Source organism: Arthrobacter sp. Soc17.1.1.1 (assembly GCF_036867195.1).
In the GTDB taxonomy this organism is placed as follows: domain Bacteria; phylum Actinomycetota; class Actinomycetes; order Actinomycetales; family Micrococcaceae; genus Arthrobacter_D.
On the sequence record NZ_JBAJII010000001.1, the window covers coordinates 1,911,973 to 1,926,212 of the forward strand.

Below are 14,240 nucleotides of genomic sequence, written 5' to 3' on the forward strand. Positions count from 1 at the left end.
TTGTTCTATGCGGGGCTCACCGCGTTCTCTGCAGGTGTGGTCCTCCGCGGATGCAAGGGGTTCAGGCGGGCGACAGGGAGAACACTGTGACACGACCGACGGTAGGGGCTTTCGAGGATCCGCGACAGCAACAAGAGCACATCAGTGGAGCTGATCGACGCGAGGAAGCGAAGGCCATCGCGACGATGCCCAAGCTGGCCAACTTGTATATGAGTCAGGCGGCAAGAAGCTCGATAGGCCCTGTAGCTCTTCCGCACTGGGTGCGGTGAAGACTTCAGCAAAGCGGTCGTGGTCATCCGCAGTGAGTTGGAAGGTCACAACATCTCCGCGCCTCCACCGACTGTCAGCGCGAGAACGGCGTTGTTCCTCGGACAAGCTCAGGTAGTGAAGCTGAAACTGAACACCGATCCGGTCTGCGATGTCCCGAAGTGCATGACGTTCATTTGCGGACCAGAACCCAAAGTCGAGAACCACAGAGAGACCGCCTTGTAGGGCTTGAAGCGCGACCCAAATCAGACGGCCCTCGAGAACATCTCGCTTGCCGTCAGCCTCTGAATCGCCAAATAGCGGTTCCATCCACTCGTCTGGAGTAAGCCGGAGCGCCCCCGACTCCTTCTGAATCTTCGCGGCGAGCGTAGTCTTCCCCACGCCCGGAAGCCCGACCATCAAATGTAGCATCGGTGTTGCAGTCATAGCGTCACTCTTGCATACCTAGCAGTCGGACAATCGCCCGGAGCACCGTTCGAAAGCCGATCGGCTACTAAAGCGAACCGGCGACGCCGCCTCAAGAACCGGGTGGATGAAGATACTTGATGGGGCTGAGGCGTGGTGCTCAAGGACGGGGAAGGGTCCTGGCTATCACGCGGCGGCGGCGTTCGCTGACGAGCGACACTCCTCTGGTGGCCGTCCCGCGACGGACTCCGCGGCGATGTAGCGGAGCTGCGCGAGGCGGTCATGGGTAGCGGTGAGGGCCTCGATCTGGCGTCTGATGCGATCGCTCTCCTCGTCGAAGTGGTCGAGCATCGTCGGTGTTGCGACCCCGGTGTCGAGGAAGGGCAAGAGTTCGATGATCCGGCGGCTGGGCATGCCTGCTGCGTAGAGCATCTGCATGAAGCGCACACGCGTCACGTCGGACTCGCGGTACTCCCGGTGTCCGCCCGTGGTCCGCGCGGACTTGAGGAGATTTTGTTCCTCGTAGTACCGCAGCGACCGCACGCTGACGCCGGCCCGTCTTGCGAGTTCTCCGATTCGCATTCTTCTCCGCCCCTCGGCTTGATTCTCACGTTGGTGTCAGGTTCTAGCGTAGCGATATGAACATCTCTGGAGCCACTGCCCTCGTCACCGGCGCGAACCGCGGTATCGGACGCCATCTCGCCGCCCAGTTGATCGCACGCGGGGCGAAGGTATACGCAACCGCCCGACGACCTGATCTGATCGACCTCGAGGGCGTCGAGCGTCTCGCCCTCGACATCACCTCGCCGGCGTCCGTCGCCGCCGCAGCCGCTGTCGCGACCGACGTCGATCTCTTGGTCAACAACGCCGGGATCGCCACCACGGCGAGCCTGCTGGGTAATCTGGACGCTGCACACGCCGACATGGACACGAACCTCTGGGGCACCCTGTCCGTGATCCGTGCTTTCGCACCCATCCTGTCCGCGAACGGCGGTGGGAGCATTGTGAACATCGCCTCGGGAGCCTCCTGGCTGGCCCTGCCCGGGGCTTCCGCCTACGCGGTGTCGAAAGCTGCCTTGTGGAACATGGGCAACGCGCTGCGTCACGAGCTGGCCGGGCAAGGGACAGCAGTAATGTCCGTGCACCTAGGAGTAGCCGACACGGACATGGCCGCGGGAGTTCCGATGGCCAAGACCGACCCCGCGGACGTGGCGCGGGCGACGCTGGACGGGGTGGAGCGCGGGGATTACGAGGTCGTGGTGGACGAGCAGACTGCGTTGATCAAGCAGATGCTCGCCCGGGACCCCAAGGAGCTGTACGCGGTCCTGGCCCAGATGCTCGCATCGTAAAAGCGGCCCGAAGGCTCCTGGCGTGTGTTGCCACGGCGTATTGCTACAGCCAACGGAGGGTTGCCGCGAGGCGCAGGGCGTCGCCGTAGTTGCGGGGCTGCATGCCGTCCCATAAGCCAATGGCTCAGCGGGCGTCCGGGGTTCTTCTCAGCGTCGGCGACGACGGGTCCGCACTAATGCAGCATCTACCGCGAGGATGCTCAGTACGAGAGCCGGAGCAGGATTACTCCTCGCTGGGGTGGATCCTGGTAGCTGATCGCTTGCGAAAGCGTCCACGAGCTGGTCGAGCTCGTCCAAGCATCTACGAGCAGACGCATCATCACCTAGCTCCCACATCCACTCTCGGTACTCCACGTCGCCAATGACGCAAACATCTTCATCAAGCTCGTCATACCAAACCTCCATCGCCTTGCCCGAGCCGGCGCGTTGAAGAACTTTGGTACCCCATCCACTCGCTGCTTCATACCCTGCCTCCCACCCCGTGTAAGACCGAGTGGCAGTGACGGCAGCTTCGTTCCGCAGGACAGCGAGATCAAGTCTCTGATGAAGATCGACGACGAAAGCTGGCTGGCAAGGCTCGGTCAGTTCGCGCCTATTTCTTGGGTAGCTCGCCATGGTCGCCATGGTCGCCATGGTCGCCATCGTTCCACTGTCCGCTCCGATAATGCTAGCTCAGGCCGGCTCCACTTCGTGCTCGGGTCCTTTCCGCCGAGACGGTAAACTATCGTTCAGCGGTTCTTCCGCAGTCCAAACCCGATTACTGCGCCTGATGCTAGGAGTGCGGTACCTAATCGGTAAAGGCCCTCCGACCACCAGGTGTCGACTTGAATGTCTGCGACAATTCCGGTGGTGAAGGTCAGTGCGCCAACCAGGATTATGATGATCAGGAAACGTTTCGCCTTCCGCCGTCCCGCTGCGGTTAGCGGCTTCGGCTTAGCCCGCTCTTTGTAGTCCTCCCGGTCAAAGAGCAGAAAGAAGACGGACGCAAACAAGATTGCGAACATCGTCTGCAGAAGGAAAGGCCACTCCTCATCTTCTGTCATCGAGGATTGATTCACGAGGTAAACCAGCAGGCCGACAACGAGGACAGCCAGTGAGGCAACTACAATGAGACGCCTACGGTCCCGCGCGAAGACAATCGCCCTACCCTTGGATCGGCCTCTTATGAGCCATGCCCCACCAAAGGCCATGGCCGTGCCCCAGCCAAAGAAGAACCAGGAGGTGACTGCGTCACGGCCGGTCACTTCGATCGCCCGACTGAAGCTCGCATAGATGCACAGCAGGCTCAGTCCCAGCGTCAAGCTGCCGCATAGGACCCGTAATGACGCTCCGCCTAGATTCCTGCTGGTAGGCGTCGAATTATGTGTCATCGCGGTCTCCGGTTCTTGTTCTTCTTGCTATAGGGCATACACATCAACGCCAACTTACAGTTTGAACTTCAAGGGCAATGTGTGTTTCATGCGCACCGACCGGTCTAAGCCCTGCATCAGCGCGAATTCCCGCGCCCGTAAGCCGATCCTCCTGCGGCACTGCTCCGTTGCGACTAGGTCACGTTCTCCTGTCGTGAGCCGCCTGCGGGGATGCAGGTGCCTACCGTGGAGAGCATGCAGGCATCTGAAACCGTCCACGCGGAGAACCACGATTTCGTTAACTCTCCGTTCTACCGGGTTAACTTCTGGGAACAAGCATCACCGCCGCGGGGCTGGATGCTCGATGCTTTCGTCCTTAGCGACGCCGAGGATCTGACGCAGGTCCACCAGTGGATAGAAGAGAACGCTCGTGGACGTCGATTCGAGCTCTTCGTCGAGACGCAGCACGAGCCGGTTAAGCCCTTCGCCAGCCCACGTAAGAGTGGACTCATCCGGCTACTCGGAAGCAACCCTAACGCCGGAAAACCGGTGCACATCTCGGCTTCCGCCCCCAGCTAGAGAGACGCGGTTCGAAGAGTACGCAGCAGGATCCTCCACCGGAGGTAGAAGCTGTCTTTACTGAACCGGACACTGCCGCCTGGTGTAAGTCTCCGCGTGCTTCAGCGGAAGGATTACGGGGACGCTTTACGGGTCTATCTGAGGAGGAGACCCACTACCCATAGGGCAATCGCCATCGCTCCAGAAATGCCGACAGCGAGGCCTCGGCCACGAGAGACCATCCTCGGACCCTGTAAGGCCATCCGCAAGTAGTGGTCAATGCAAATACCCATCGTTACGAGAACACCAACGAGAGCTCCTCCCATCACTAGGGCGAAGAGGCCGGAGTGATTTGGGATTGCTTCAAAGTACTTGTATATGGAGAAGAACACGCCTAAAAGCATAAGAATGATCACAAACCAGGCCTGTGAGCGAAATTCCCGTACCGCGCCCTGATTGCGGTTTTTCGAAGACTCAGTCATCTGGTTACTGGCTTCCGTACGTGAGGCTGCCACCCCTGACAAGAGCGGCACCGACTAGTGGTAACTACTTGAAGATCTCGAGCAGCGTTGCCCGTCATCCTATAGTCAGCATCGCGCAGTGCTGACTGCCTACAGCTGTCCGTAAGCCGGTCGCTCGACGCTCACCCTGCAGCCGTAGTCCTCGTGTCCGTCAGCACGGCAGCGGTGATGGGCGTTTAGCCTGCACGGTGAAAATGGACGAAAGGGTGCCATATGCGTACACCAAGGAGAGCTTGCGGCTGCCGATGAGCAGTCCCGTCAAAAAATCCTTTGACCGGACGAGCCGGACGCCTTGGCCGGGAGTTGGAGGAGCCCAGTAACTGCTGGGCAGTCGGGCCCCGCACGCCGTCTCAGCAATGTGTCTCATCCCATGCATTCTCAATGAAAAGAGATGTGGCCTTTGATGAGAACCGGGGACAGGGTTGGGAAGCATCGGATGCGCCAGGGTCAGCACCTTGGAACAGAACGCTGATCTGCAGCACGCCGCGCTAACGGCAGCTGGCTGCGACCGGATCTTCACCGATCACGGCGTCAGCGGAACGACGGCAAGTCGGCCGGAGCTCGACAAGCTCCTCGACCACCTTCGAAAAGGGGACGAGGTCGTGGTGTGGAAGCTGGACCGGCTGGGACGCAACACCCGTAACCTGCTGGCCCTGATCGATGATCTGGAGTGCAGGGGCGTGCACTTCCGCAGCGTCACTGAGGGGATCAGTACTACCGGGCCCATGGGCAGGGCGATGCTTACCGTGATGTCTGCATTCGCTCAGCTCGAGCGCGATCAGCTCGCGGAGCGGACCAGGGCCGGCATGGCCGCGGCTGCGGAACATGGGCGGAAGGCTGGCCGACGGGAAGTGACGACGGACCATGCAAGGGTCAAGCGTGCCCGGGACCTGAAGGCCCAGGGCCTGGCTCCGGCAGATATCGGCAAGATCATTGGCACGAGCCGCGCGACCGTGTACCGCTACCTCAACCTCGAAACTCGGCAGACTCCTCAATCACCATGATGACGTGATGATCCGGCTCATCCGCTGGCTGCTCACCTCGAGCATCCGCTACAGCTACCGATTCGTCCGGGCCATCCTCCGGCTGCCGCTGCTGCTGTTGCCCACCCCGCCGCGGGTCCGTAACCAGGTTGCCGGTGCCGTGGCAATCGCACTCTCCGGCGTCCTCCGGTCGTTCCTGGAACGTTCAGGAATGAAGCTACCAGCAGCAGCCATTGCCTGATACAGCGCAGGCCGCACGCTCACCAGTACGGAATGGTTGAGCGGGTTCACGCAGATTTAACTTGCGTTGCCCCCGTGATCTGAAAACATTGGCCCAGCCTGTTATCTAAATGTACAAACATCTTCATCATCGAAGGATCAGGTTTCGGGTGGCTTCATGAGTGACTAATCAACCGGCGGCGTAGGTGTCTCCGGATCGGAAGAACCACGTGGGGGTACCTGATGCGCAGCACTATTTCCGGAACGTCGATGCCTGTTCTCGAACTCGTCCTAGAGGCGGGGGAGAAGGTCATCGCCGAGGGCGGCGACATCGGTTGGCTGACCCCGGGGTTCGAGATGGATACCTCCTCCGCGCATGGGGGCGGGGGCGGGTTCATGGGCGGACTGAAACGCGCCCTGGGTGGGGGACAGCTGTTCCTCACCGAGTACACGGCGCCGGCTGCCGGCGGCAGGATCACCTTCGCGGCCAGCCTTCCCGGCACCATCCGTGAAGTCCCCCTCAGCCCGGACACAGCATTCATGGTGCAGTCCGGCTCCTACATGGCCAGCACCGCCGGCGTCGACGTGTCCGTCGGTGTCCAGAAGAAGCTCGGCGCCGGGATCTTCGGCGGGGTCGGCGTCGTCTTCCAGGCGCTCTCCGGAACCGGGACCACCTGGCTGCAGCTGGCCGGCGAACTCACCGAAGTGAATCTCGCCGCCGGCGAAACCCTGCTGATCCACCCAGGCCACCTGGCCATGTATCCGGCGGGGATGACCCTGGAGTTCGCCACGGTGAAGGGCGTCAAGAACAAGATCTTCGGCGACTCACTGTTCCTCGCCGAAGTGCACGGACCCGCAACGATCTGGCTGCAGTCCATGACACCGGCGGCCCTGGCCTCCGCGATCCAGCCCTACCTGCCCCGCCCGACCAGCAGCAGGGACTGATCCACGACCGGTCGGTCACAGTGGTACCGCCCGGACCTCGGCACGGCTGCCTATGGCCGATCTTCACCTTTCAAGAACTGCTGCTGTCGTCAGGAGGATGCATGCGCGTCACACCTCGTGTCTGGATCGGGCTGGTCGTGTTCGTGGGGTACGCGCTGCTCGTTCTGGCGGTGCAGTCCTCCACCGGAATTCCCTACACCGAATGGGGTGCCTCCGCAGGCGACCTGTTCATCGGGGCGGTGCTGTCCCTGGTGATCGCGACCATCGTCCTGGTCCCGCTGATCAGCTGGCTCGGCTGGTGGCGGCCTGTCCTCCACGAGCGGGAACGGAGCCGTCACCGCTGGCCGATCATCGCCCCGATCCTTCTGGCCGTCATCGCGATCGTCGGCCTGTTCTCCGCCGACTGGGGTGCCGTTTCCGGAGCTTTCCTTTTCGCCGCCCTTGGGCTTTGCCTGGTCGGATTCACCGAAGAAGCCGTCACCCGCGGAGTCCTTCTCGTCGCCCTACGGACACGATTCGCCGAGGTGTGGGTCTGGCTGATCAGCTCCACGCTGTTCGCACTCATGCACCTACTGAACGTCGTGCTCGGCCAGCCGGTTCCAGGAACCCTCGCGCAGGTCGCCGCTGCGTTCGGCACCGGCACCGTCCTCTACATCCTCCGGCGCACCACCGGATCCTTGATCCCGGCGATGATCCTGCACGCGCTGTGGGACTTCAACCTCTTCGTCCTCGGCAACGGCACACCCGGCCCCGCCGCCGGCCTCATCCAGGCCCTCTACCTCCCAGTCATCGTCCTCGCCCTCATCAGCGTCGCATGGGTCATCCGCGGAGCCGACGAGCGCATCACCCCCGGCCTCCAGCCCGATGGGCTCCAGCACCGTGAAAGCAGGACAGCATGATCGACTCAAGCCATCCCACCGCAGCCACCGCCCGAGTAAAGCCCGCCCTCTGGATGGGCCTGGTCGCAGTCGTGTTCTACGTCTTCCTCGCAGCAGTCGTCGGGAACCTCCTCGGCGGCCTGGCGCCCGAGGGCGACGACAACCTGGAATTCGTACTGTCCCACTACATACCACTCGTCATCGGCATCGGCGCGGGCCTGTTGTTCATCCGCTGGGCCGGCTGGCGTGGCATCTGGACGGAACAACCCACCCCCACCCTGCGGCCGCGCCGCTACTGGCTCATTGCCATCCCGGTTCTGGCAGCCCTGCTGCCCCTGAGCGGTTTCACCAACGTCGCGTGGGCCGACGTCGCGATCACCACCGTCCTGATCATCGGCGTGGGGACACTGCTCGTCGGGCTCGGCGAGGAACTGTACCTTCGCGGGATCCTGCTGGTGACCGTCCGTGAACGACACGGTGAACTCGCCACCCTGCTGATCACCTCGGTCACCTTCGGGCTCGCGCACGTCGTGGGTGACCTCTTCACAGGTGCGCCCCTCGGCTTCGTCCTGTTCCAGGTTTCCGCGCTCAGCATGTCCGGCATCGCCTACTACTGGATCCGCCGCGTCACCGGCCGCCTCTGGGTCGGCGTGCTCGTCCACGCCGTGTCCGACTGGGTCCTCTACCTCGCCGCAGGGGCCCCCAGCGGCGGCCACTCCCTCCGCAGCGATGCCCTGACCACCACCGAAAGCATCACCGCCACAGCCCAGATCCTCCTGCTCGTCTTCTGTGCCGTCAGCATCATCAGTGTCATCCTCGAAGACCGCCGTAACCGCCGAAGCCGCCAGGACAGCGCCGTCACCGCAACCACCTGAGACACAGGCTCAGGCGGCCGAACGCGTCTGACACCCGGGGACAATCGCAGTGGCAAGCTGCTGTGATGGTTGAGTGAGGTCACGAGGTTCGATGAGCTACTGGTGCCTGAAGAGGACTAGCCCTCGGGTGCCAGCGAGAGCCGGCGCGAATGGCTTCTCATGTACTCCCGCGGTCTACCGGCCGACATCATCACGTCCTGGTGGAGGATGACCCCGGCTAGGGTCTGCCGAGCGGGCGAGAAGCAGATCCTGGACAGACTCAGAAACCCCGAGCACGAGCACACCTAAGACGAAACACGGCGAGACACGTTTCCGAGACAGAAGAAGAGCGGTGATTCCGGGGGAGTGGCGGCCCTGCGATCGACCCGTCTCAGTGTCTTGGTTTCTGAGACGTCCTGGGACTCCCTGCGTTCCCTTGTGGTTGTGGGATATCCCTGAAGATGATGCTGGCTCTCTTATTGTTGGCTGAGGTTGGTGACGAGGTTGATGGCGACGGCGATGAGGACTGTGCCGAAGAAATAGGACAGGAGGGCGTGTGGGAGGGCTTTGCGTCGGGTCTTGCTGGTGACCGGTTCAATCTCCGGAGCTGCGTAGGACATTCCGATGGTGAAGGCGTAGTAGGCGAAGTCGCTGTAGGCGGGTTGCCGGTCTTGTTTGACGTCGAATCCGCTTTCGGCCTGGTCGATGAAGTGCAGGCGGGCATATTTCAGCGCATAGACGGTGTTGACGAGCGCCCACGCGATCATCGTGCCCAGGACGCCGAGGATGACCAAGGCCACCGAGGTTAGATCTGCACTTTTTGATTGGATCAGGGCGACTGCGACGGCCGCGATACTTGCCAGACACGCGGCGATGATGGCGTTGTCGGTGATGCGGGTCCCTGATTCTTCCTGTGCCAGTTCTCTCGTGCCTGCCGGGTCCTGGTGCCAGCAGATACGCCAGACCCAGGTCAGCGCGATGGTGCCGGCTACGCACCAGCCGACCAACGGACCGAGATCCGGTGCGACGGTGATTGCTGCGATGATCCCGGCGGCGATTCCTGCCCCGAGGCAGATCAGGGCGCGGCGGGCTGACAGGATACGCGATGGCATGGGGTCCTCGAACGGGCGGGGTGGTTCAGCATGGGGTGGTGGATCCAGGCGCGCAGGTCACCGGATACTCGAATCCCGGACAGCGCGTCGGTGCGTGTGCGATCCGGGGCTCGATCGGGTGTTCCGATGTCAGGGGCAGCGACATGTACTGACCGCCCTTGGAGCTGCTGGTCGTCGGGTTATCCTGCGGGTTGGAAGACAGCTCGGACGCAGCCGTCTTCCTTGTTCTTGAACATGTCGTATCCGCGCGGTCCTTGATCGAGTGGCATGACGTGGGTGGCCAGGTGTTCGGTGGTCAGTTCGCCCCGAGCCATGTGTTCGAGGATCTGCGGGATGTAGCGGTGGCCGTGCTGCTGTGCGCCGCGCAGCGTGAGCGCCTTGTTCATCACGGCGCCCAAGGGAAACTTGTCCACGACTGCGGCGAAGACGCCGAGGGTGAATACTGTTCCGCCTTTGCGGCAGGCGTGGATGGCCTCGCGAACGGCGGTCGGCCGGTCGGTCTGCAACCGCAGCTGCTGCTTGGCCTGGTCGTAGAGATAGGCGGGACCGGAACTGTGGGCCTCCATCCCGACAGCCTCGATGCACACATCGGGTCCTCGTCCGCCGGTGGCCTCGCGGAGTTCGGCTGCCACGTCGACCTGCTCATAGTTCAGTGTCTCGGCACCGATGTGCTGTTCGACTTGTTGTAGCCGGTTGGCGATCCGGTCGATCACGATCACACGTTCGGCACCTCTAAGCTGCGCGGCGGCCGCAGCCATCTGCCCCACCCCACCGGCACCCCACACGGCGACGACGTCCCCGGCCTGGACCTCGGCCTGATCGACACCGGTCCACCCCGTCGGGGCAGCGTCGGAGGCGAACAGCGCGGTCAGGTCGGGCACGCCGTCCGGGACCGAGAATGCCCCCTGATCGGCGTAGGGCACCCGGATGTAGTCGGCATGGCTGCCGGCGTACCCGCCAAGGGCGTGCGAGTAACCGAAGCACCCCCCTGGCGCGAAGCCCCATAATGCTTCCGTGATCGCAGGGTTGGGGTTGCCGTTGTCACACAGCGAGAACAGCTTGTTCTGGCAGTACCAGCACTTGCCGCAACTGATGAACGAGCACACCACGACCCGGTCGCCGACCTTGTGCTTCTGGACGCCGGTACCGACCTCGACGACCTCGCCGAGGAACTCATGACCCAGTACGTCCCCGCTGCGCATGAAGGGGATGTACCCGCCGAGCAGATGTAGGTCGGACCCACACGTGGTGGTGAGGATGACGCGTAGGATCACATCGTGGGAATTGAGGATCTTAGGATCGGGGACCTCCTCGACGGAGGTTTCATTGACCCCGGTCCAGCACAGCGCCTTCATAGGATTCCTTCCTTACCGGCTCGCTTGGTCGCAGCCTTGAGCAGCAGTCCGCCAGGGGTGCGCCTGCGTGTACCGTGTGGTGCCGGATCGACCTGGAGGACCTCACCGACTTCGATGAGCTGCTTTGCCTGGCGCAGCGCCGAGCGCAGCGCCTGCTGCGGGGTTTCGCCCTTGGCCCGGGATGTCGCGCCGCCCGATGTGGAGGGTCCGCGGTGACGCAGCCGGGCGGTCAGCTCGGTGCCCTTGCCCCCGGGAGCGGGCCGCGTCCTGACCTCGACCGTGTCGCCCAGCCTCGCGAGGGGCTCGGGCCACTGGCCCTGCGGCGCCACCTCCTGGGGCGGACGGTTGATGGTAACTGCCCACCGTCGATCCTGAGACTCCTCGCCCGACGTCCTACTCGAGGACTGGATGACGCGGCGGATGATGATCCCGCCTGCACCGGCCAGGACGGCCATGCTCATTACTCGCTTCATGTGTTGCCTACCTTTCGAGGGGCGATGACTCCGTCGGACGTCACGGCGCTCAGCCCCCGGCCGGGTGGAGGACGACTTTGGTCCAGCCGTCTTCGCGGTTGTCGAAGTTCCGGTAACCCTCGGGGGCCTGGTCGAGCGTGAGTTCGTGGCTGACGAGGAAGGAGGGTTTGGCTTTTCCGCCGGCGATGAGGTCGCGTAGGGCCCGGTTGTACTTCTTCACCGGGCACTGGCCCGAGCCCATCGTCTGTCCCTTGAACCAGTAGTTGCCGTAATCGAAGGCCACCTGGCCCTGCTGGGCGAGTTCGTCGGGGCCGCCGGGGTCATGGGGGAGGAACACACCGACCACGCCGAGGCCGCCGACGAACCGGACGGAATCCACGAGCCGGTTCAGGGTTTGGTTGGGGTGCTCGGTGCCCGAGGGGTCGTGGGCTTGGTAGCCGACGCATTCGCAGCCCCGGTCCGCCCCGAAGCCCATGGTCTGGTCCTTGACGGATTTCACCGGATCGACCACCGAGTCGTCGACCGGGATTGCTCCGATCTGTTCCGCCAGCTGCAGGCGATCGCGCTGGCGGTCCACGACCATGACCTTGCCGGCGCCCTTGATGATGGCGGAGTAGGCGGCCATCAGACCCACCGGACCGGCACCGTAGATGACCACCGAGTCCCCCGGGTACACCCCGGCCATCTCGGTCGCATGCCAACCCGTGGGGAAGATGTCGGCGAGCATCACGTAATCGAGCTCTTTCTCCACCGCGTCCTCGCCCAGCCGCAGGCAGTTGAAGTCCCCATAGGGCACGCGCAGGTACTCGGCCTGACCGCCCTGATAGGGGCCCATATCAGCGAAGCCGTACGCTGCTCCAGCGAGCTTGGGCTCGGGCTGCATGGTCAGGCAGTAGTTGGTGAAACCCCGTTCGCAGTTCTTGCAGAATCCGCAGGCGATGTTGAACGGCAGTACGACACGCTCGCCCACCTGTACTTTTCGCACCGCCGGGCCGGCCTCGATCACTTCGCCGAGGTTCTCGTGCCCGAAGGTACGTCCGGGTTCGAAACTGGTGCGGCCCTCGTACATGTGCAGGTCCGAGCCGCAGATGTTCGCCGACGTGATGCGGACCAGCACGTCGGCGGGATGTTCGATCCTGGCGTCCGGCACGTCCTCGACGCTGACGTCGTTCGGTCCCTTATAAACCACTGCCTTCACGGTGAGCCTCCTTGAATTGATGCGGCAACGGAGATGACGGCGACCCAGCGGCCTCCTCGCCTTCGGCGACCCATCGAGGCAACCCATCAACGCACAACACGATTGTTCGCCTCACCCCAGATGGCGACCACGACATAATTCCTCCGGCACGTGAGCCAGGGGCTAACGTAAATCATGGAGTTGCGACACCTGCGGTACTTCGTGGCAGTGGCCGAGGAGCGGCACTTCGGGCGCGCAGCCAGCAGGCTGCGCATCGCTGCCCCTTCTCTGTCCCAACAGATCAAGGTCCTGGAGCGTGACCTGCACGTCACCCTGCTCGAGCGCAGCCCTCGCCGTGTGGTCCTCACCCCCGCCGGGGAGGTGCTGCTCGAACACGCCCACGTCCTGCTGGCCCGCGCCGACCGTGCCCGCTCCGAAGTCCGCTGCGCCAACGGCCGTCATCGGCATATCAGCCTGCGCGTCGCCCCGGGCGTGGAACACATCCTGAAAGATCCCCTGGGCCGCCTCTCCGGGCTGGCCTCCGAGCTAGAGGTCACCGCTGTGACCGCCACCGACAGCGACGCGATCCGCGCGGTCCGGGACGGGCACACTGACGCCGCCATCGTGTGGGTGCGCTGCGCGCAGGACCAGGACCTTCCGGGGCGGCTCCTGGCTCGCGTGCCGGTACATCTGGCCCTGTCGGCCGAGCACCGGCTCGCCGCCGCGGAAAGTGTCCCAGTCACCGACCTCGTCGAGGAGACGGTCGTGATGGTCCCCCGCGATCAGTTCCCCGGCATCTGCGACTACCTCCTCGCCCACCTGCTCCCCGCGGGCCCGTCCCGTCCCGACCAGGTACTCACCCCGCCGAATCTCATCAATGCACCTGAAGCCCTCCTTCGCGCGGTCGCCGCAGGCCATGGGGTGGCACCGGTCGCACCGGCGGTGGCCGAGCACTTAGCGGTACCCGGGATCGTCGTCCGCCCCGTGGCGCCCCCCTTGCTCGCTCCCCTCGAACTGATCTGGCACGAACCCGCCCACCCCGCTCTCCCCGACGTCATCGCACTGCTCACCGATGTCGAAGGACAAGCACCCGCTAGTGACCAGGGCGATGGGCGGCACCAAACCCCGTCTATAGCAGACCCTGCAGAACCACCACACCGACCGGAGCCGTCTCACCTGACAGGACTCCACGCCAGCTGGAGATGACCCGCAGCACGACCCGCCTGGTCAGCGCGGGTTGCCCTTGCGGTCGATCGCCCGGCGCCACTGCATCTCGCCGTTGGTGCAATAGGCGATCGATCATTGCCTTTGATACTTCGGGTGAAGTCATTCACAGCCACTTCCTCTCTGATCAGACCGGCGTAAGGCAGGCGGTCAGCCAGGTCAGGGCTTCGTTCCGGTGGGGGAAGTAGCGGCTCGGGTAGGGCGGGTTATGGACCACGGTGAAGTGATCTGCGATTGTCTTGTCGACAGGGGACGGACCCACCAGGGCCAGCGCCCCAATGTTCAGTTCCTTCGCGAAGTGGTTCAGGGCTTTACTGCTCAAGGTCACCATCTCGTTGAGCTCGACGAGCATCGGCGGACGGGTACTCCTGCAGATCGCCTCAGCATGCTCGATGAAGGCGACTGCATCTGCCTCAGTAACGCTCATCCCCTCGGCCCAACCGACCGACAGAATCCCGTTACGCAGTTCCATCGTGAACGGCCTCAGCAGTTCCACAGGAGTACCCAGCCTCTTGCTGCACACAATCTCTCACTTCCTCTCTGAAGCTCGTGTACGACCGTCTGATAATCC

The 14,240-nt window shown here is 63.3% G+C and carries 16 protein-coding genes; 8 read left to right on the forward strand and 8 right to left on the reverse strand.

Translation table 11 applies throughout. The features are described from left to right. Nucleotides 1–141: 141 nt before the first annotated feature. Complete coding sequence (locus tag V6S67_RS19965; protein WP_442884749.1) at nt 142–693, reverse strand: AAA family ATPase; 552 nt, start codon at nt 691–693, stop codon at nt 142–144. Nucleotides 694–858: 165 nt separating this feature from the next. Next, nucleotides 859–1,254: a MerR family transcriptional regulator gene (locus V6S67_RS08765; protein WP_334209880.1), complete on the reverse strand. Its 396-nt coding sequence runs from the start codon at nt 1,252–1,254 to the stop codon at nt 859–861. A gap of 56 nt (nt 1,255–1,310) precedes the next feature. Between V6S67_RS08765 and V6S67_RS08770 the strand changes: the two genes are divergently transcribed. After that, a complete protein-coding gene (locus V6S67_RS08770) occupies nt 1,311–2,021 on the forward strand; it encodes an SDR family oxidoreductase (protein WP_334209881.1) in 711 nt (236 codons plus the stop codon). Nucleotides 2,022–2,749: 728 nt separating this feature from the next. Here V6S67_RS08770 and V6S67_RS08775 read toward each other — a convergent pair. Then, nucleotides 2,750–3,322, reverse strand: a complete 573-nt coding sequence (locus V6S67_RS08775) for a hypothetical protein (RefSeq protein WP_334209882.1) — start codon at nt 3,320–3,322, stop codon at nt 2,750–2,752. Between the two features lie 303 nt (nt 3,323–3,625). On the opposite strand from V6S67_RS08775, the gene V6S67_RS08780 reads away from it, so the two are divergent. From V6S67_RS08780 to V6S67_RS08805, 6 genes are all read left to right on the forward strand, one after another. Then, on the forward strand, nt 3,626–3,949 hold the full coding sequence (locus tag V6S67_RS08780; RefSeq protein ID WP_334211561.1) for a hypothetical protein: 324 nt from the start codon (nt 3,626–3,628) through the stop codon (nt 3,947–3,949). Between the two features lie 922 nt (nt 3,950–4,871). Beyond that, on the forward strand, nt 4,872–5,453 hold the full coding sequence (locus V6S67_RS08785; RefSeq protein WP_442884751.1) for a recombinase family protein: 582 nt from the start codon (nt 4,872–4,874) through the stop codon (nt 5,451–5,453). A gap of 7 nt (nt 5,454–5,460) precedes the next feature. Then, on the forward strand, nt 5,461–5,673 hold the full coding sequence (locus V6S67_RS08790; protein WP_334209884.1) for a hypothetical protein: 213 nt from the start codon (nt 5,461–5,463) through the stop codon (nt 5,671–5,673). 221 nt (nt 5,674–5,894) lie between these two features. Further along, entirely contained in the window at nt 5,895–6,596 is a 702-nt protein-coding gene (locus V6S67_RS08795; protein WP_334209885.1) for an AIM24 family protein, read from the forward strand. Between the two features lie 101 nt (nt 6,597–6,697). Beyond that, nucleotides 6,698–7,495 carry a CPBP family intramembrane glutamic endopeptidase gene (locus V6S67_RS08800; protein ID WP_334209886.1) on the forward strand — a complete coding sequence of 266 codons (798 nt, stop codon included), beginning with the start codon at nt 6,698–6,700 and terminating at the stop codon, nt 7,493–7,495. After that, complete coding sequence (locus V6S67_RS08805; protein WP_334209887.1) at nt 7,492–8,349, forward strand: CPBP family intramembrane glutamic endopeptidase; 858 nt, start codon at nt 7,492–7,494, stop codon at nt 8,347–8,349. The genes V6S67_RS08800 and V6S67_RS08805 overlap by 4 nt, the downstream gene beginning before the upstream one ends. A 455-nt stretch (nt 8,350–8,804) precedes the next feature. Here V6S67_RS08805 and V6S67_RS08810 read toward each other — a convergent pair whose 3' ends face one another. The 4 genes from V6S67_RS08810 to V6S67_RS08825 form a co-directional block, all read right to left on the reverse strand. Beyond that, entirely contained in the window at nt 8,805–9,440 is a 636-nt protein-coding gene (locus V6S67_RS08810; protein ID WP_334209888.1) for a DUF1345 domain-containing protein, read from the reverse strand. A 179-nt stretch (nt 9,441–9,619) separates the two neighbouring features. Next, entirely contained in the window at nt 9,620–10,795 is a 1,176-nt protein-coding gene (locus V6S67_RS08815; RefSeq protein ID WP_334209889.1) for a zinc-dependent alcohol dehydrogenase, read from the reverse strand. Further along, entirely contained in the window at nt 10,792–11,268 is a 477-nt protein-coding gene (locus V6S67_RS08820) for a hypothetical protein (RefSeq protein WP_334209890.1), read from the reverse strand. Before V6S67_RS08820 ends, V6S67_RS08815 begins: the two co-directional genes overlap by 4 nt. 49 nt (nt 11,269–11,317) lie before the next feature. Further along, nucleotides 11,318–12,466, reverse strand: coding sequence for a glutathione-independent formaldehyde dehydrogenase (locus tag V6S67_RS08825; protein WP_334209891.1), 1,149 nt, complete (start codon nt 12,464–12,466; stop codon nt 11,318–11,320). A 174-nt stretch (nt 12,467–12,640) separates the two neighbouring features. Here V6S67_RS08825 and V6S67_RS08830 point away from each other — a divergent pair, with 174 nt between their 5' ends. Continuing rightward, nucleotides 12,641–13,651, forward strand: a complete 1,011-nt coding sequence (locus V6S67_RS08830) for a LysR family transcriptional regulator (RefSeq protein WP_334209892.1) — start codon at nt 12,641–12,643, stop codon at nt 13,649–13,651. Between the two features lie 145 nt (nt 13,652–13,796). On the opposite strand, the gene V6S67_RS08835 is transcribed toward V6S67_RS08830, so the two are convergent. Next, a complete protein-coding gene (locus tag V6S67_RS08835) occupies nt 13,797–14,141 on the reverse strand; it encodes a DUF7793 family protein (RefSeq protein ID WP_334209893.1) in 345 nt (114 codons plus the stop codon). Between the last annotated feature and the right edge of the window lie 99 nt (nt 14,142–14,240).